This is a genomic window from Aeromonas sp. 75A, assembly GCF_051919425.1.
GTDB classification, from domain to species: domain Bacteria; phylum Pseudomonadota; class Gammaproteobacteria; order Enterobacterales; family Aeromonadaceae; genus Aeromonas; species Aeromonas veronii.
In genome coordinates this window covers 2,263,064-2,280,000 of the sequence record NZ_JBQBES010000002.1, presented here as the reverse complement: position 1 = coordinate 2,280,000, position 16,937 = coordinate 2,263,064, and the positions used below count along the sequence as shown (strand labels likewise).

General features: G+C 54.2%; 31 protein-coding genes (1 of these 31 cut by a window edge). 1 reads left to right on the top strand and 30 read right to left on the bottom strand.

Features of this window, described 5'->3' with window-relative positions:
• The 28 genes from rplQ to rpsJ all read right to left on the bottom strand — a co-directional run.
• Positions 1-304, bottom strand: the 5' portion of a protein-coding gene (rplQ, locus tag ACTG2T_RS10545; RefSeq protein WP_005307999.1) for a 50S ribosomal protein L17. It extends 80 nt beyond the left edge of the window; only the first 304 of its 384 coding nucleotides appear in the window; it begins with the start codon at positions 302-304; the stop codon falls past the left edge of the window.
• A 43-nt stretch (positions 305-347) separates the two neighbouring features.
• Positions 348-1,337, bottom strand: a complete 990-nt coding sequence (locus ACTG2T_RS10540) for a DNA-directed RNA polymerase subunit alpha (RefSeq protein ID WP_005307997.1) — start codon at positions 1,335-1,337, stop codon at positions 348-350.
• Between the two features lie 25 nt (positions 1,338-1,362).
• Positions 1,363-1,983 (bottom strand): 30S ribosomal protein S4, encoded by a 621-nt coding sequence (rpsD, locus tag ACTG2T_RS10535; RefSeq protein WP_005340600.1) that lies wholly within the window; start codon positions 1,981-1,983, stop codon positions 1,363-1,365.
• A gap of 39 nt (positions 1,984-2,022) precedes the next feature.
• Entirely contained in the window at positions 2,023-2,412 is a 390-nt protein-coding gene (gene rpsK, locus ACTG2T_RS10530; protein ID WP_005307993.1) for a 30S ribosomal protein S11, read from the bottom strand.
• A gap of 14 nt (positions 2,413-2,426) precedes the next feature.
• Positions 2,427-2,783, bottom strand: a complete 357-nt coding sequence (gene rpsM / locus ACTG2T_RS10525; RefSeq protein WP_005307991.1) for a 30S ribosomal protein S13 — start codon at positions 2,781-2,783, stop codon at positions 2,427-2,429.
• Between the two features lie 139 nt (positions 2,784-2,922).
• Positions 2,923-3,036, bottom strand: a complete 114-nt coding sequence (gene rpmJ / locus ACTG2T_RS10520) for a 50S ribosomal protein L36 (protein WP_005319705.1) — start codon at positions 3,034-3,036, stop codon at positions 2,923-2,925.
• Between the two features lie 27 nt (positions 3,037-3,063).
• A complete protein-coding gene (secY, locus tag ACTG2T_RS10515; RefSeq protein ID WP_005340602.1) occupies positions 3,064-4,392 on the bottom strand; it encodes a preprotein translocase subunit SecY in 1,329 nt (442 codons plus the stop codon).
• Between the two features lie 8 nt (positions 4,393-4,400).
• Complete coding sequence (gene rplO / locus ACTG2T_RS10510; RefSeq protein WP_005340604.1) at positions 4,401-4,838, bottom strand: 50S ribosomal protein L15; 438 nt, start codon at positions 4,836-4,838, stop codon at positions 4,401-4,403.
• A 2-nt stretch (positions 4,839-4,840) separates the two neighbouring features.
• Entirely contained in the window at positions 4,841-5,020 is a 180-nt protein-coding gene (gene rpmD / locus ACTG2T_RS10505; RefSeq protein WP_005307985.1) for a 50S ribosomal protein L30, read from the bottom strand.
• A gap of 6 nt (positions 5,021-5,026) precedes the next feature.
• Positions 5,027-5,527, bottom strand: a complete 501-nt coding sequence (gene rpsE / locus ACTG2T_RS10500; RefSeq protein WP_005340605.1) for a 30S ribosomal protein S5 — start codon at positions 5,525-5,527, stop codon at positions 5,027-5,029.
• 14 nt (positions 5,528-5,541) lie between these two features.
• Complete coding sequence (gene rplR / locus ACTG2T_RS10495; RefSeq protein WP_005340606.1) at positions 5,542-5,895, bottom strand: 50S ribosomal protein L18; 354 nt, start codon at positions 5,893-5,895, stop codon at positions 5,542-5,544.
• Between the two features lie 9 nt (positions 5,896-5,904).
• Positions 5,905-6,438, bottom strand: a complete 534-nt coding sequence (gene rplF, locus ACTG2T_RS10490) for a 50S ribosomal protein L6 (RefSeq protein ID WP_005340607.1) — start codon at positions 6,436-6,438, stop codon at positions 5,905-5,907.
• Between the two features lie 13 nt (positions 6,439-6,451).
• Complete coding sequence (gene rpsH, locus ACTG2T_RS10485; RefSeq protein ID WP_005307980.1) at positions 6,452-6,844, bottom strand: 30S ribosomal protein S8; 393 nt, start codon at positions 6,842-6,844, stop codon at positions 6,452-6,454.
• A gap of 21 nt (positions 6,845-6,865) precedes the next feature.
• Positions 6,866-7,171, bottom strand: a complete 306-nt coding sequence (gene rpsN / locus ACTG2T_RS10480; RefSeq protein ID WP_005340609.1) for a 30S ribosomal protein S14 — start codon at positions 7,169-7,171, stop codon at positions 6,866-6,868.
• 10 nt (positions 7,172-7,181) lie between these two features.
• Complete coding sequence (gene rplE, locus ACTG2T_RS10475) at positions 7,182-7,721, bottom strand: 50S ribosomal protein L5 (RefSeq protein ID WP_005331162.1); 540 nt, start codon at positions 7,719-7,721, stop codon at positions 7,182-7,184.
• A 13-nt stretch (positions 7,722-7,734) separates the two neighbouring features.
• Positions 7,735-8,052 carry a 50S ribosomal protein L24 gene (gene rplX / locus ACTG2T_RS10470; protein ID WP_005307977.1) on the bottom strand — a complete coding sequence of 106 codons (318 nt, stop codon included), beginning with the start codon at positions 8,050-8,052 and terminating at the stop codon, positions 7,735-7,737.
• Between the two features lie 11 nt (positions 8,053-8,063).
• Positions 8,064-8,432 (bottom strand): 50S ribosomal protein L14, encoded by a 369-nt coding sequence (gene rplN, locus ACTG2T_RS10465; RefSeq protein ID WP_005307975.1) that lies wholly within the window; start codon positions 8,430-8,432, stop codon positions 8,064-8,066.
• A gap of 147 nt (positions 8,433-8,579) precedes the next feature.
• Positions 8,580-8,828: a 30S ribosomal protein S17 gene (rpsQ, locus tag ACTG2T_RS10460; protein ID WP_005307966.1), complete on the bottom strand. Its 249-nt coding sequence runs from the start codon at positions 8,826-8,828 to the stop codon at positions 8,580-8,582.
• Positions 8,828-9,019 carry a 50S ribosomal protein L29 gene (rpmC, locus tag ACTG2T_RS10455; protein WP_005307965.1) on the bottom strand — a complete coding sequence of 64 codons (192 nt, stop codon included), beginning with the start codon at positions 9,017-9,019 and terminating at the stop codon, positions 8,828-8,830. The genes rpsQ and rpmC overlap by 1 nt, the downstream gene beginning before the upstream one ends.
• Positions 9,019-9,432 (bottom strand): 50S ribosomal protein L16, encoded by a 414-nt coding sequence (gene rplP, locus ACTG2T_RS10450; protein ID WP_005340612.1) that lies wholly within the window; start codon positions 9,430-9,432, stop codon positions 9,019-9,021. The genes rpmC and rplP overlap by 1 nt, the downstream gene beginning before the upstream one ends.
• Before the next feature lie 13 nt (positions 9,433-9,445).
• Positions 9,446-10,159, bottom strand: a complete 714-nt coding sequence (rpsC, locus tag ACTG2T_RS10445; RefSeq protein WP_005307962.1) for a 30S ribosomal protein S3 — start codon at positions 10,157-10,159, stop codon at positions 9,446-9,448.
• Between the two features lie 3 nt (positions 10,160-10,162).
• Complete coding sequence (gene rplV / locus ACTG2T_RS10440; RefSeq protein ID WP_005319741.1) at positions 10,163-10,507, bottom strand: 50S ribosomal protein L22; 345 nt, start codon at positions 10,505-10,507, stop codon at positions 10,163-10,165.
• 10 nt (positions 10,508-10,517) lie between these two features.
• A complete protein-coding gene (rpsS, locus tag ACTG2T_RS10435) occupies positions 10,518-10,796 on the bottom strand; it encodes a 30S ribosomal protein S19 (RefSeq protein WP_005307960.1) in 279 nt (92 codons plus the stop codon).
• Between the two features lie 22 nt (positions 10,797-10,818).
• A complete protein-coding gene (gene rplB / locus ACTG2T_RS10430) occupies positions 10,819-11,640 on the bottom strand; it encodes a 50S ribosomal protein L2 (RefSeq protein ID WP_005340614.1) in 822 nt (273 codons plus the stop codon).
• Positions 11,641-11,655: 15 nt separating this feature from the next.
• Positions 11,656-11,958, bottom strand: coding sequence for a 50S ribosomal protein L23 (gene rplW / locus ACTG2T_RS10425; RefSeq protein ID WP_005307955.1), 303 nt, complete (start codon positions 11,956-11,958; stop codon positions 11,656-11,658).
• Positions 11,955-12,560, bottom strand: coding sequence for a 50S ribosomal protein L4 (gene rplD, locus ACTG2T_RS10420; protein WP_005340616.1), 606 nt, complete (start codon positions 12,558-12,560; stop codon positions 11,955-11,957). Before rplD ends, rplW begins: the two co-directional genes overlap by 4 nt.
• Before the next feature lie 17 nt (positions 12,561-12,577).
• Positions 12,578-13,210 carry a 50S ribosomal protein L3 gene (gene rplC, locus ACTG2T_RS10415; protein ID WP_005340620.1) on the bottom strand — a complete coding sequence of 211 codons (633 nt, stop codon included), beginning with the start codon at positions 13,208-13,210 and terminating at the stop codon, positions 12,578-12,580.
• A gap of 22 nt (positions 13,211-13,232) precedes the next feature.
• Positions 13,233-13,544, bottom strand: a complete 312-nt coding sequence (rpsJ, locus tag ACTG2T_RS10410; RefSeq protein ID WP_005307944.1) for a 30S ribosomal protein S10 — start codon at positions 13,542-13,544, stop codon at positions 13,233-13,235.
• 356 nt (positions 13,545-13,900) lie between these two features.
• Between rpsJ and ACTG2T_RS10405 the strand changes: the two genes are divergently transcribed.
• Positions 13,901-14,815 (top strand): DMT family transporter, encoded by a 915-nt coding sequence (locus ACTG2T_RS10405; RefSeq protein WP_005355344.1) that lies wholly within the window; start codon positions 13,901-13,903, stop codon positions 14,813-14,815.
• Between the two features lie 37 nt (positions 14,816-14,852).
• Here the strand turns inward: ACTG2T_RS10405 and envZ are convergent, their stop codons facing one another.
• Together envZ and ompR are read right to left on the bottom strand one after the other, a co-directional pair.
• A complete protein-coding gene (gene envZ / locus ACTG2T_RS10400; protein ID WP_005340624.1) occupies positions 14,853-16,163 on the bottom strand; it encodes a two-component system sensor histidine kinase EnvZ in 1,311 nt (436 codons plus the stop codon).
• Complete coding sequence (gene ompR, locus ACTG2T_RS10395; RefSeq protein WP_005340625.1) at positions 16,160-16,882, bottom strand: osmolarity response regulator transcription factor OmpR; 723 nt, start codon at positions 16,880-16,882, stop codon at positions 16,160-16,162. Before ompR ends, envZ begins: the two co-directional genes overlap by 4 nt.
• Positions 16,883-16,937: the final 55 nt, after the last annotated feature.

Genomic DNA, 16,937 nt, shown 5'->3' with positions numbered 1-16,937 from the left:
AACCGCATTTCAGAATGCGAGTATAACCGCCGGCGCGCTCCAGGTAGCGCGGGCCCAGTTCATTGAACAGCTTAGCCACGATCGCGTTATCGCGAGTACGGGCAAATGCCAGGCGACGATTAGCAACGCTATCAGTCTTGGCAAGGGTGATCAGCGGTTCAACTACACGACGCAGCTCTTTTGCCTTAGGCAGAGTCGTCTTGATGATCTCATGACGAACCAGGGAGCTGGCCATGTTGCGGAACATTGCCTGACGATGGCTGCTGTTCCGGTTCAGTTGACGACCACTCAAACGATGGCGCATGACCTTATCCTTCTAACTAAATCTGTGAAACCCGTAATCTGGATTACTCGTCAGCGATGCTGGCGGGCGGCCAGTTCTCAAGGCGCATGCCAAGAGACAGACCACGGGAGGCCAACACGTCCTTGATCTCAGTCAGGGACTTCTTACCGAGGTTAGGAGTCTTAAGCAACTCAACTTCGGTACGCTGTACCAGATCACCAATATAGTGGATAGCTTCTGCCTTCAGACAGTTCGCAGAACGAACTGTCAGCTCCAAATCATCGACAGGACGTAGCAGAATCGGATCAAACTCGGGTTTCTCTTCTTTCTTCTCGGGCACGCTGACATCGCGCAGATCCACGAAGGCCTCCAGTTGCTCGGCCAAGATAGTGGCAGAACGACGGATGGCTTCTTCAGGATCTAGGGTACCATTGGTCTCCATGTCGATGACCAGCTTGTCCAAGTCGGTACGCTGTTCCACACGTGCTGCCTCAACATTGTAGGCAATACGAACGATGGGGCTGAACGCGGAGTCCAGCAGCAGGCGACCAATAGGACGCTCTTCGTCATCGTTGTGAACACGAGCAGAAGCAGGCACATAACCACGACCGCGCTGAACTTTCAGGCGCATGCTGATTTCAGCATTGGCACCAGTCAGATGGCAGATTACGTGCTCCGGGTTTACGATCTCGACTTCATCACCGTGAGTGATATCACCAGCGGTAACGGGGCCTGTTCCAGACTTGGTCAGGGACAGAGTTACCTCGTCCTTGCCTTCCAGCTTCACAGCGATACCTTTCAGGTTGAGCAGGATTTCAAGAATGTCTTCCTGTACACCTTCTTTGCTGCTGTACTCATGCAGTACCCCGTCAATTTCGACTTCAGTAACTGCACAACCGGGCATAGATGACAGCAAAATACGACGCAGGGCGTTGCCCAGCGTGTGACCAAAGCCACGCTCGAGTGGCTCAAGAGTCACTTTCGCATGAGTCGGGCTAACTTGCTCGATGTCAACTAGCCGCGGTTTAAGAAAATCTGTTACAGAACCCAGCATTGTGTCCTCTCTTTAGAAGCTAGCTTTACTTGGAGTAAAGCTCGACGATCAGCTGTTCGTTAATGTCGGCAGACAGGTCGGAACGCTCTGGCAGACGCTTGAAAGCACCTTCCATTTTAGCGGCGTCAACCTCTACCCAAGTCGGCTTCTCACGCTGACCAGCAACTTCCAGGGAAGCTTTGATACGCGCTTGCTTCTTAGCCTTCTCACGAACGCAGATCACGTCCTCAGGGGAAACCTGGAAAGAAGGAATGTTCACAACGCGACCGTTTACCATGATGGCCTTGTGGCTCACCAGCTGACGAGATTCAGCACGGGTAGCGCCGAAGCCCATACGGTAAACAACGTTGTCCAAACGACCTTCCAGCAGCTGCAACAGGTTTTCACCGGTGTTACCCTTTTGACGGGCAGCGTCGCGGTAGTAGTTGCGGAACTGTTTTTCCAATACGCCGTAGATACGACGAACTTTTTGTTTCTCGCGCAGCTGAACACCGTAGTCGGACAGACGCGCTTTACGCGCACCGTGCTGACCAGGGGCGGTGTCAATCTTGCACTTAGAATCAATCGCACGAACACCTGACTTCAGGAAGAGGTCGGTGCCCTCACGACGGCTAAGCTTAAGCTTAGGACCGATATATCTTGCCATCTTCTTTCTCCAACAATCCTAGACCAAGTAGCTACAGCGTTATACGCGGCGCTTCTTGGGAGGACGACAACCGTTGTGCGGGATCGGAGTCACATCAGTAATGTTAGTGATGCGGAAACCAGCCGCGTTCAGGGCGCGGATGGAAGACTCACGACCGGGACCCGGACCTTTGACCATGACTTCCAGGTTCTTGACGCCATATTCTTTGGCCATCTCACCAGCGCGCTCTGCAGCTACCTGAGCAGCGAACGGGGTGGACTTACGAGAACCACGGAAACCGGAACCACCAGAAGTAGCCCAAGACAGAGCATTGCCCTGACGGTCAGTAATGGTCACGATTGTGTTGTTGAAAGATGCATGAACGTGCGCAATACCGTCGCTCACTTGCTTTTTAACGCGCTTGCGAGCACGAGTCGGAGTTTTAGCCATTTTCTACCTTCCCGTTACTTCTTGATAGCCTTGCGCGGACCCTTACGGGTACGAGCGTTGGTCTTGGTACGTTGACCACGAACAGGCAGGCTACGACGGTGACGCAAACCACGGTAGCAACCCAGATCCATCAATCGCTTGATGTTCATGGAAATCTGACGACGCAGGTCACCTTCAACGGTGAATTTACCTACTTGTTCACGCAGACTCTCGATCTGAGCTTCGTCCAGGTCTTTAATTTTCACATTCTCAGCGATACCGGCTGCGGCACAGATGGCCTTGGAGCGGGTACGACCGACGCCATAAATCGCAGTCAAAGCGATGACTGCATGCTTATGGTCAGGAATGTTAATGCCAGCGATACGGGCCACTATTCACTCCTACATATAGTAGATTACGACCACCACAAAGCCCGTGAGCGGATACGTGGCGGTCAACCAATACACAACAAAAGTTGGCTGGCTATATTAGCCAGCACAACTATTTGTTGCAAGTACTAACCGTAAAAAATTAGCCTTGGCGCTGTTTATGCTTTGGCTCGCTGCAAATCACACGCACCACACCGTGACGCTTGATGATTTTGCAGTTACGGCAGATTGCCTTAACGGAAGCACGAACTTTCATTGCTTAACTCCGTAACTACGCCGACCTTTAGCGGCCGTAGCCCTTCAGGTTGGCCTTCCTCAGGACGTCACCATATTGATGAGACATCATATGGGTTTGTACCTGAGCCATGAAGTCCATGATAACTACCACGATAATCAGCAGCGAAGTGCCACCGAAGTAGAACTGTACGTTCCAGGCAGTCATCAAGAACTGGGGTACCAGACAGATAAAGGTTATATAGAGCGCACCTGCCAATGTCAGGCGAGTCATAACCTTATCGATGTAACGTGCTGTCTGCTCGCCCGGGCGAATCCCCGGGATAAAGGCTCCACTCTTCTTCAGATTATCTGCTGTCTCGCGGGGGTTGAACACCAGCGCGGTATAGAAGAAGCAGAAGAAGATAATGGCTGCTGCATACAGCATCTCGTAAAGCGGTTGACCCGGCTGCAGGACCATAGAGACCTGTTGCAGGATATCAGCTACTTTACCCTCTCCCTGACCAAACCAAGAGGTAATGGTCCCCGGGAAGAGGATGATACTGGATGCGAAAATCGCAGGAATCACACCAGCCATATTCACTTTCAACGGCAGGTGTGTGCTTTGCGCGGCAAATACCTGGCGGCCTTGTTGACGCTTGGCATAGTTAACGACGATACGACGCTGACCACGCTCCACGAACACCACAAAGTAAGTCACTGCGAAAACAATCAAGCCCAGCAACAACAACAGCAGGATGTGCAATTCCCCTTGACGTGCCTGTTCGGCCGTAGCGCCAATGGCATGCGGCAGACCAGCAACGATACCTGTGAAAATAATCAACGAGATACCATTACCAATCCCACGCTCGGTAATCTGTTCACCCAACCACATCAAAAACATGGTACCGGTGACCAGACTCACAACCGCTGTGAAATAGAAGCCCAGACCCGGATTAGTCACGAGTCCATGCATCATATTCGGCAGACCGGTTGCAATACCAATGGCCTGGAAAGTTCCCAAAACCAGCGTGCCCCAACGGGTATATTGGCTAATCTTGCGACGGCCGGATTCACCTTCTTTCTTGAGTTCAGCAAGAGCGGGGTGAACCACTGTCAGCAGCTGGATAATGATCGACGCCGAAATGTACGGCATGATCCCCAACGCAAGAATAGAAGCACGCGAGAGTGCACCACCACTGAACATGTTGAACATCTCAATGATGGTGCCCTTCTGTTGCTGGAACAACTCGGCCAGTACGGCGGCGTCAATACCAGGAATCGGCACATAAGAGCCTGCACGGAAAACGATAATCGCCCCGAGAACGAAGAGCAGACGACTCTTCAGTTCACTCAGACCACCCTGTGCTTTAACATCCAATCCTGGTTTCTTAGCCATTGTACTGATTATTCCTCGATTTTACCGCCAGCGGCCTCGATGGCTGCGCGTGCACCTTTGGTGACGGACAGACCACGAACGGTCACAGCACGGTCAATGTTGCCTGACAGAACAACTTTAGCGAACACGATGTTCTTAGTAACAACACCGGCTTGCTTCAGAGTGCTCAGGTCGACCACATCACCTTCTACCAGGGCGATTTCGTTCAGACGCACTTCGGCAGAAACCAAAGATTTGCGAGAGAAGAAACCGAACTTCGGCAGACGGATTTTCAAAGGCATCTGGCCGCCTTCGAAACCGTTGCGGACTTTACCGCCACCGGAACGAGAGGTCTGGCCTTTAACACCACGACCACCAGTCTTGCCCAGGCCGGAGCCGATACCACGACCACGACGTTGTTTTTCAGGCTTGGAACCAGCGGCCGGAGACAGAGTGTTCAGACGCATGCTTAGCCCTCCACCTTAACCATGTAATAAACCTGGTTGATCATGCCGCGTACGCAAGGAGTATCTTCCAGCTCAACGGTGTGACCAATGCGACGCAGACCCAGACCACGCAGAGTCGCCTTGTGCTTTGGCAGACGGCCGATAGAGCTGCGAGTTTGAGTTACTTTTACAGTGTTAGCCATGTCGCATTACCCCAGAATTTCTTCAACGCGCAGACCACGCTTGGCAGCGATCTGTTCCGGTGATTGACCGTGAACCAGAGCGTCTACAGTAGCGCGAACAACGTTGATTGGGTTGGTGGAACCGTAGGTCTTGGCCAGCACGTTGTGGATACCGGCAACTTCCAGAACAGCACGCATGGCGCCGCCTGCAATGATACCAGTACCTTGGGAGGCCGGCTTCATGAACACGGTGGAGCCAGAGTGAACACCACGCACCGGGTGGTGCAGAGTGCCGTTGTTCAGCTCAACCTTGTTCAGGTTACGCTTAGCCTGTTCCATTGCTTTTTGAATAGCAGCCGGAACTTCACGGGCTTTACCGTAACCGTAACCTACACGGCCGTTACCATCACCCACCACGGTCAACGCGGTGAAGGACATGATACGACCACCTTTAACAGTTTTCGAAACACGGTTTACTGCAATGAGCTTTTCTTGCAGTTCGCCGGCTTGAGATTCGACTTTAGCCATCTTCGACTCCTAGCTTAGAACTGAAGACCAGCGTCACGTGCGGCAGCTGCCAGGGCAGCGATGCGACCGTGATACTTGAAACCGGAACGATCGAAAGATACGTTCTGAACGCCTTTGGCAATAGCACGCTCAGCGATAGCTTTACCTACAGCGGTAGCAGCATCTGCGTTACCGGTGTATTTCAGAGCTTCACTGATGGCTTTCTCTACTGTGGAAGCAGAGGCCAGAACTTCGGAACCGTTGGCTGCAATAACCTGCGCATAGATATGACGCGGGGTACGGTGAACAACCAGACGGGTAGCTCCCAGTTCCTGCATCTTTTTCCGAGCACGAGTAGCACGACGGAGACGAGCTGCTTTCTTGTCCATAGTGTTACCTTACTTCTTCTTAGCTTCTTTAGTACGCACTTGCTCGTTGGCATAGCGTACACCCTTGCCCTTGTAGGGCTCCGGAGCGCGGTAAGCACGGATATCGGCGGCGACTTGGCCAACCAGCTGCTTGTCGACGCCACGCAGAACGATTTCTGTAGCAGTCGGGCACTCAGCGGTCACACCAGCCGGCAGCGCATGCTCTACCGGGTGAGAGAAGCCCAGAGCCAGCGCAACAGCATTGCCCTTGATGGAGGCTTTATAACCTACACCAACCAGCTGCAGCTTGCGCTCGAAGCCTTGGGTAACACCGATTACCATGTTGTTGACCAATGCACGGGCAGTACCGGCCTGAGCGTCAGCACCAGCGATGCTGCCGCGCGGGGCGAACTTCAGTACATTGTCTTCTTTGGTCACTTCTACACCGGCGTGAATAGAGCGAACCAGAGAACCTTTACCACCTTTGATGGTCAGTTCCTGGCCGTTCAGAGTCACCTCTACGCCAGCAGGAATAGTGACGGGTGCCTTAGCAACACGAGACATTTCCTACCTCCTATTAAGCGACGTAGCAGATGATCTCACCGCCCATGCTTGCTTTACGAGCAGCACGGTCAGTCATCACACCTTTAGACGTGGACACGATAGCAACACCGAGACCGCCCATAACTTTCGGCAGATCAGTAGTGCGCTTGTAAATACGCAGGCCTGGACGGCTTACGCGTTGGATCAGTTCTACAACTGGCTTGCCCTGGAAATATTTCAGTTCAATTTCCAGTTCCGGCTTCACGTCACCAGCTACGGAGTAGCCAGCGATGTAACCTTCTTCTTTCAGCACTTTGGCGATAGCCACTTTCAGCTTGGAAGAAGGCATGGAAACCGCAACTTTGCTCGCCGCCTGACCGTTACGGATGCGGGTCAGCATATCCGCGATCGGATCTTGCATGCTCATAAGTCTAACTCCCGAGATTCGTTACCAAGAAGCCTTCTTCAGGCCCGGAATTTCGCCCTTCATGGCATGCTCACGCACCTTGATGCGAGACAGGCCAAACTTGCGCAGGAAACCGTGCGGACGACCAGTAATATTGCAACGGTTACGCTGGCGGGACGGACTGGAATCACGGGGCAGCTGTTGCAGTTGCAGTACAGCATCCCAACGCGCTTCTTCAGAAGCGTTCATGTCAACGATGATAGCTTTCAGCTCGGCACGCTTGGTCGCGTACTTGGCTACCAGCTTGGCACGCTTTGCTTCGCGCGCTTTCATGGATGTTTTAGCCATAACCCTAACCTTACTTGCGGAATGGGAAGTTAAAGGCAGCCAGCAGAGCACGGCCTTCTTCATCGGTATTCGCGGAAGTGGTGATGGTGATATCCAGACCACGGACGCGATCGACCTTGTCATAGTCGATTTCCGGGAAGATGATCTGCTCACGCACGCCCATGGAGTAGTTACCACGACCGTCGAACGCTTTAGCGTTCAGGCCACGGAAGTCACGGATACGCGGTACGGAGATGCAGATCAGCCGTTCCAGGAACTCCCACATACGCTCGCCACGCAGGGTTACTTTACAACCTATCGGGTAGCCTTCACGAATCTTGAAGCCCGCAACAGATTTGCGAGCTTTGGTGATCAGCGGCTTCTGACCGGAAATGGCAGCCATATCGGCAGCAGCATTTTCCAGCAACTTCTTGTCAGAGATCGCTTCACCAACACCCATGTTCAGGGTGATTTTCTCGATCCGAGGGACTTGCATGATAGTCTTGTAACCGAACTGCTTGGACAGTTCATTTACTACATCGGATTTGTAGTAATCATGCAGTTTCGCCATCGTTAAACTCCAATTACTTCACAAGTTCGCCGGTGGATTTGAAGAAACGGACTTTTTTGCCGTCTTCAATCCGGAAACCAACGCGGTCAGCTTTGCCAGTGGCAGAGTTGAACAGCGCTACGTTTGATACATCGATGGGGGCTTCTTTGGTGACGATACCGCCAGCCTGACCCAGTGCGGGTACCGGCTTCTGGTGTTTCTTCACCTGGTTGATGCCTTCCACGATTACCTTACCTTTTGCAATCAGGACTTGAGTGACTTTGCCACGCTTGCCCTTGTCTTTGCCGGTAAGAACAATCACTTCGTCTTCGCGACGGATTTTAGCTGCCATCGTTCGACTCCTTACAGTACTTCGGGTGCCAGGGACACAATCTTCATGAACTTCTCATTACGCAGTTCACGGGTCACCGGGCCAAAAATACGAGTACCGATTGGCTGTTGGTTGTTGTTAAGCAACACAGCCGCATTGTTGTCGAAACGGATGACAGAGCCGTCCGGACGACGAACGCCTTTACGGGTGCGTACGACCACCGCGTTATACACATCACCTTTCTTCACTTTACCGCGAGGAATGGCTTCCTTGATGGAAACCTTGATGATGTCGCCGATGCCGGCGTAACGGCGGTGCGAGCCACCCAGAACCTTAATACACATTACACTGCGAGCGCCGGAGTTGTCGGCAACACCCAGCATACTTTGCATCTGGATCATCTTAGTGCTCCGCTTTGTTTACTTCTTATCCCTAATGGGATCTGGCTGCCTTCAAAAGGCGCGAAACTATAACACAGGATTTTCAGAAAAGGTAGCCTAAAAAACAAACGGCCCCTGAAAGGGGCCGCTTGGACTACAAAGTACCGATTAGGCCTTTTCTACAACGGCAACCAGGGTCCAGGACTTGGTCTTGGACAGCGGGCGGCATTCGCGGATTTCCACGAGGTCGCCAGCTTTGCACTCGTTGTTTTCGTCATGCACGTGCAGCTTGGTAGTGCGCTTGATGATCTTACCGTAGATCGGGTGCTTTACCTTGCGCTCGATAGCAACAGTGATGGACTTGTCCATCTTGTCGCTGATTACACGACCTTGCAGAGTACGGATCTTGTCAGTCATTACGCACCTGCCTTCTCAGTCAGTACAGTCTTGATACGTGCGACGTCACGACGCACTTGTTTCAGAGTGTGAGTCTGAGCCAGCTGGCCGGTGGACGCTTGCATGCGCATGTTGAATTGCTCACGCAGCAGGCCCAGCAGCTCCTGGTTCAGTTCTTCGACGCTCTTTTGACGCAGATCTTGGGCTTTCATCACATCACCGTCTTAATTACGAAAGTGGTCTGAACAGACAGCTTAGCTGCGGCCAGGGCAAACGCTTCACGCGCCAGAGCCTCAGGTACACCGTCCATCTCGTACAGAACCTTGCCAGGCTGGATCGGGCAAACCCAGTATTCCACGTTACCCTTACCTTTACCCATACGAACTTCGAGGGGCTTTTCGGTGATGGGCTTGTCCGGGAACACACGGATCCAGATCTTACCTTGACGCTTAACGTGACGGGTCATGGCACGACGGGCTGCTTCGATTTGACGAGCAGTCAGTTGACCACGGGATGTCGCCTTCAGGCCAAAGGTACCGAAGGATACTTCGTTACCAGAGGTGGCCAGACCGCGGTTACGACCCTTGTGGGTCTTGCGGAATTTAGTACGCTTAGGTTGCAACATTTACCGAATCTCCTTACTTAGCAGCGCGGCGCTTGTTGTCACGCTTGGGCTTTGCAGGAGCTTGCTCTTGAGCAGCAGCAGCGTTAACAGCAGCCAGACCGCCCAGAACTTCGCCCTTGAAGATCCAAACTTTAACGCCGATCACACCGTAAGTGGTGTGGGCTTCAGAAGTTGCGTAGTCGATGTCGGCACGCAGGGTGTGCAACGGCACACGACCTTCACGGTACCATTCGGTACGCGCGATTTCAGCGCCGCCCAGACGACCGGAAACTTCCACTTTGATGCCCTTGGCACCCAGGCGCATTGCGTTCTGTACGGCGCGCTTCATAGCACGACGGAACATTACACGACGCTCCAGCTGGGAAGTGATGCTGTCGGCAACGAGTTTGCCATCCAGCTCCGGCTTGCGGACTTCGGAAATGTTGATCTGAGCAGGCACGCCAGCAATAGTGGCTACAGCTTTGCGCAGCTTCTCAACGTCTTCGCCTTTCTTACCGATGACAACACCCGGACGAGCGGTGTGAATGGTCACACGGATGCTCTTGGCCGGACGCTCAATGGTGATCTTGGACAAGGACGCGTTTTTCAGTTCCTTGGTCAGGAACTGGCGTACTTGAAAATCGCTGTACAGGTTGTCAGCGAAGTCTTTGGTGTTCGCGAACCAGGTAGAATTCCAAGGCTTGGTAATACCCAGGCGAATGCCATTAGGATGTACTTTCTGACCCATTGCTTATCTCCCAGCCTTAGCGTCGGATACCACTACAGTGATGTGAGCGGTACGCTTGAGGATACGATCCGCACGACCTTTGGCACGCGGACGGATGCGCTTCATGGAGGGACCTTCGTCGACCATGATAGTAGCAACACGCAGCGCGTCGATATCGGCGCCTTCGTTGTGCTCAGCGTTTGCAATGGCAGATTCCAGCACTTTCTTAACCAGCACTGCAGCCTTTTTCGGGCTGAAGGTCAGGATATTCAGAGCCTTGTCTACGGACAGACCACGTACTTGATCGGCTACCAGACGAGCTTTCTGGGCAGAAGTACGGGCATAACGGTGTTTAGCGATAGCTTCCATCATTTATCCCTTAGCGCTTCTTAGCCTTCTTATCAGCAGCATGGCCGCGATAAGTACGAGTCGGTGCGAATTCACCCAGTTTGTGACCGATCATTTCTTCGGTAACGAAAACCGGAACGTGCTGACGACCATTATGGACAGCGATGGTCAAACCGATCATGTTCGGGATGATCATTGAACGACGGGACCAGGTTTTAACCGGCTTTTTATCCCCGCTTTCCACCGCTTTCTCTACCTTCTTCAGCAAGTGCAGGTCAATAAATGGACCCTTCTTGAGAGAACGTGGCATGGTGATTCCTCTATGTTAACAATTACTTGTTACGACGACGTACGATGTACTTGTCGGTACGCTTGTTCTTACGGGTCTTGAAGCCTTTAGCCTTCTGGCCCCATGGGGACACAGGCTGCATGCCCTTGTTACGACCCTCACCACCACCGTGCGGGTGGTCAACCGGGTTCATCGCCATACCGCGAACGGTCGGACGAATACCACGCCAGCGGTTTGCACCGGCTTTACCCAGTTGACGCAACATGTGCTCGGAGTTACCGACTTCACCGATGGTAGCGCGGCACTCGGCCAGAACTTTACGTACTTCGCCGGAACGCAGACGCAGAGTTACATAGTTACCTTCACGAGCCAGGATCTGGATGAAAGTACCAGCGGAACGAGCCAGCTGGGCACCTTTACCAGGCTTCATCTCTACAGCGTGAACGGTAGAACCAACCGGGATGTTGCGCATCGGCAGGGCGTTACCTACCTTGATGGCTGCATCAGCACCAGAAGCGATCGCGTCACCAGCTTTCAGGCCTTTCGGAGCCAGGATGTAACGACGCTCACCGTCTGCATACAACACCAGAGCGATGTTAGCGGTACGGTTCGGATCGTATTCCAGGCGCTCTACTTTAGCCGGGATACCGTCTTTGTCGCGCTTGAAGTCGACGATACGGTAGTGCTGCTTGTGACCACCACCGATATGACGGGTAGTGATACGGCCGTTGTTGTTACGACCACCGGACTTGCTTTTGCTGTCCAGCAGAGCGGCGAAGGGCTTGCCCTTGTACAGCTCTTGATTGACGATCTTGACGACGTGGCGGCGGCCCGGAGAAGTAGGCTTGCACTTAACGATTGCCATTTTTGAGAACTCCTCTTACTCGGCTGCGCCCATGAAGTCGATGTCCTGACCAGCTTTCAGGGTCACATAAGCCTTTTTCCAATCGGAACGACGGCCTACGCGTGCACCTGCGCGCTTGGTCTTACCCTTCATGTTCAGGGTACGGACGGTCTCAACTTCGACCTCGAACAGTTTCGCAACTGCAGCTTTGACTTCCGCCTTGGTAGCATCAACAGCAACTTTGAACACGATAGTGTTCTGCTTTTCTGCAACCATGGTGCTCTTTTCAGAGATGTGCGGAGCCTTCAGAACTTTCAGCAGACGCTCTTCACGGATCATGCCAGCATCTCCTCGATTTGCTTAACTGCGTCAGCAGTCATCAGAACCTTGTCGAAAGCGATCAGGCTGACCGGGTCGATACCGGCAACGTCACGCACGTCAACTTTGTACAGGTTGCGAGCAGCCAGGAACAGGTTCTCATCGACTTCAGCAGTCACGATCAGAACGTCAGTCAGTTCCATTTCTTTCAGCTTGGCGATCAGTTCTTTGGTCTTCGGAGCTTCGATGCCGAACTTCTCAACAACGATCAGGCGCTCTTGACGTACCAGCTCGGACAGAATGCTACGGATAGCGCCGCGGTACATCTTCTTGTTTACTTTCTGGCTGTGATCTTGCGGCTTAGCAGCAAAAGTCACACCACCGGAACGCCAGATGGGCGAACGGATGGAGCCAGCACGGGCACGACCAGTACCCTTCTGACGCCACGGCTTTTTGCCGCCACCAGACACTTCAGAGCGAGTCAGCTGCGCACGAGTACCCTGACGGGCACCAGCGGCATATGCAACGACGACCTGGTGAACCAGAGCTTCGTTGAATTCGCGCCCGAAGGTAGTCTCGGAAACTTCAAGAGCGCTCTTGGCGTCTTTCATTACCAATTCCATTACTATCTCCTCAGACGTTACGCTTTGACGGCAGGTTTGACGATCACGTTGCCGTTGGTTGCACCCGGTACTGCACCTTTGATGAGCAGCAGGTTGCGTTCAGCGTCAACACGAACCAGTTCCAGGTTCTGAGTCGTTACACGCTCAGCACCCATGTGACCAGCCATCTTTTTGCCCTTGAATACACGACCCGGAGTCTGGTTCTGACCGATAGAACCCGGAACGCGGTGAGACAAGGAGTTACCGTGGGTCATATCCTGGGTGCGGAAGTTGTGGCGCTTAACAGTACCAGCAAAGCCCTTACCTTTGGATGTGCCGGTAACGTCTACCAGCTTAACGTCAGCGAGAAGATCTACTTTCAGCTCGCTACCAACAGTGAAAGTTTCACCGTTGTTCAGGCGGAATTCCCACAGACCGCGACCGGCTTCTACACCAGCTTTGGCGAAGTGGCCAGCTTCCGGCTTGGTCACACGGCTGGCTTTTTTGGCGCCAGTGGTAACCTGAATAGCGTTGTAGCCGTCGGTTTCTACAGATTTGACCTGAGTTACACGGTTAGCTTCAACTTCGATAACAGTCACCGGGATAGAAACGCCATCTTCAGTGAAGATGCGAGTCATACCCACTTTGCGACCTACAAGACCGATTGTCATTGTTATCAACCTCTTTCCGTAATTAACCCAGGCTGATCTGGACGTCTACACCAGCTGCCAGATCCAGACGCATCAGGGCGTCTACGGTCTTGTCAGTCGGCTCAACGATGTCTACCAGACGCTTGTGAGTGCGGATCTCGTACTGATCACGCGCATCTTTGTTGACGTGCGGGGAGATCAGGACGGTGAAGCGCTCTTTGCGAGTCGGCAGCGGAATAGGACCGCGAACCTGCGCGCCAGTGCGCTTTGCAGTTTCAACGATTTCCGCAGTGGATTGATCAATCAGGCGATGATCAAAAGCCTTCAGGCGGATACGGATTCTTTGGTTCTGCATTGACAGAGCTCCAATAGATAAAAGAACATAAATCAACACCGCCCGACCGAGATTACTCCCGCCAGAGGTGTGATTTTTCACGTTTCCTCCCATATCGGGAGGACTGTATGGCTGGCTCCTGTAAACAGGAAACTCAGCAGCAGACATATCGTCTGGCTTACCTCATGGGTAAGCGGAAGGGATTATACGGATTTTTCAAATTTGCGCAAGGGAGAGCGAACAGATTATGCGCAGTTTTATGTGACAGATGGATCTCGCCTACGGCAACACACTCTGCAGCCAACACCCAAGTAACGACAATGTTACAAGCAGACTGGTAGACTGTGTGCTTGCCTCTGTCAGTGGAACGACATCCCATGCTCAAAGATCAAAAGAAAGCCTATCAGTATGGCCTTTGCGCCGTTGCCCTCTGGTCGACGGTCGCCACAGCCTTCAAGATCTCCCTCGCCTATTTCGAACCTGTGCAACTGTTGCTTGTGGCCGCCTTCACCTCGACTCTCACGCTGACAGCCGTCGTCGCCAAACAGGGCAAACTGCCGCTGCTGGGGAGCTACATCAAGGCCCGCCCTTTCTACTATCTGACTCTGGGCGTGCTGAATCCCTTTCTCTATTACCTGTTGCTGTTCAAAGCCTATGATCTGCTGCCTGCCCAGCAGGCACAGACCCTCAACTACACCTGGGCCATTACCCTCAGTCTGCTGGCCGTCCCCTTCCTCGGCCAGAAGCTGCGTCGGCGTGATGGCGTCGCCATCGTGCTGGGGTATTTTGGCGCACTGGTGATCGCCACCAGAGGCGATGTATTCGGCCTGCAGTTCGACAGCCCCCTCGGCGTGACGCTGGCGCTGGTCTCGACCCTCATCTGGGCCAGCTACTGGATCCTCAACACCCGCAATCAGGGCGATCCCATTGTCAGCCTGTTGCTCGGTTTTATGATCAGCCTGCCTTTTATCGTCGTTGCAACCTGGTTGCTCTCCGATTTTGCCATGACCGCCTGGCAGGGATGGGCTGGAGCCATCTATGTGGGACTGTTCGAAATGGGCTTCGGTTTCGTGCTCTGGCTGATGGCGCTGCGCCATGCCACCAACACGGCTCCCATCAGCAACCTCATCTTTATCTCGCCGTTTGCCTCACTGGTGCTGCTCAACCTGTTGATCGGCGAAGCCATCCATCCAGCCACCCCAATCGGGTTGGCGCTCATCGTTGCCGCCCTGTTGATCCAGCAGCTCAAGTACGGCAAACGCTATCGAGCATCAGTCGAAACCAAGAGCTGACCATGCAGAAGGGCGTATCAACGGATACGCCCTTCTCTCAATCCATCCACTCCTGTGGCTGATGTTTCGGCAGCCGCATCTCGACCAGCAAGCCGCCGAGATCCGAACTTCCCAGTCGGATAGTGCCATGGTGCTGGGCGACTATCTTGGCCACGATAGCCAACCCCAAGCCACTGCCGCCAACGGTCCGGGCCACATTACCCTGAGTAAACGGCTTGAGCACCCGGGAGTAGTCCTGCTCCGGAATGCCGGGGCCATCATCGGATAGGCGCAGGCGCACCCAGTGCCCATCGTCCTTGAGCTCAGCATGCAAGCGGCTCGCCCCGTAACGCTGCGAGTTGCTTGATAGGTTGTTCAACACCCGCCGGATACTGACCGGATTGCAGGCCACCCGCACCGCCTCTTGCGGCAGCGCCAGATCGACCTCCAACCCCTGCTCCGAGTAGATCAGCAAGGTATCGTGCACCAGTTGGGTCAGGTCGATAGGCTCCAGATCCTGGCCTTCATCCGGACGGATGTAATCAATGAACTGATCGATGATGGCATTTGACTCATCGATGTCGGCGTTGATGCTCTCCTTGAGGTACTCGTCACCGGAGGACATCATCTCGGTCGCCAGCCGGATGCGGGTCAGCGGGGTGCGCAGATCGTGGGAAACCCCCGCCATCATCAGGTTACGCTCTTCGATCAGGCTCTTGATGGAGTGCGACATGTGGTTGAAGGTGCGGGTCAGTCGCCGCACTTCCCGTGATCCCAGCTCCCCCAGCGCCTCGGGGAAATGGCCCCTGGCAACAGCAACGGCACCAGCCTCGAGATCTTCGAGCGGGCGCACCAGCTGCCGGGCAAAGCGCCAGGCCGCAAACAGGGTGATCACCAGCAGCACGCTCAGATAGATGATAAGGGGTTCGATATCGTCATCTTCGATCTCGGTCAGCGGGATCCGCACCCAGATTTTGCTGGCCTGCGGCGGCTGGATCCAGATGATGTAGTGATCCTGGATCTCGACCCGCACCTTGGCCGGGCCACCCAGCTCGCGGCTGATGTTCTCCTCCAGATAGGGGTACGGCTTGGCATCGTTGAAGCCATGCTGCACCGCCTCGCTCTGGGTATAGATGTCGGTACCGGTCGTCACATAGACCAGCGCCTCGGCATCTTCGCTCAGCGCCAGTTGTTCAGTGTTAACCGGAAAGATCAGCTTGACCTGATTGGCCAGCAAGTGACTGATCTGCTTGACGGTTGGCGCCAGCAGATAGTTGTAGAAGGTGACGTAGGAGACTGCTTGATAGACCACCAGAACGGCGGCCAGAAACCAGAGCATGCGCGAGAACATGCTGCCGACCTTTTTCATGCACCGTCACCATCTGGCACGAACACATACCCCAGACCCCAGACGGTCTGCAGGTAGCGGGGCTGGGCCGGATCCTGCTCCAGCAGGCGGCGCAGACGAGAGACCTGCACGTCGATGCTGCGCTCGGTGGCGGTGTATTCGCGGCCACGGGCCAGATTCATCAGCTTGTCGCGGGAGAGCGGTTCACGCGGATGGCTGACCAGCACCTTGAGCACCGCAAACTCACCGCTGGTGAGCGCCATAGGCTCGCCATCCCGGCTCAGCTCGCGGGTCGCGAGATTGAGCTGGAAGGCCCCGAAGTTGACCACCTTCTCTGCAGCCGAGGGGGCCCCGGGCAACTCGACGGTATGACGGCGCAGCACGGCACGGATCCGCGCTAGCAGTTCGCGGGGGTTGAACGGCTTGGGCAGATAGTCATCGGCCCCCATCTCGAGCCCGACGATGCGATCCACTTCATCCCCCTTGGCGGTGAGCATCAGCACCGGGATCTGGTTACCCGCTTCCCGCAGACGGCGGCAGATGGAGAGCCCATCCTCCCCCGGCAACATCAGGTCGAGCACCATCAGGCTGAAGTTTTCACGAGTCAGCAAGCGATCGGCCTGCTCGCCATTGGCCACACCGCGCACTACGAAGCCCTGCTCGGTGAGATAGCGCTCCAACAGGGAACGTAATTTCAGGTCATCGTCCACGACCAGGACCTTGTATTGCTGCTGACTCATTGCTTTGCCTCTTCATTCTTTAGCTGCCCCCAATACTAGGGGGGGATATAGCGGG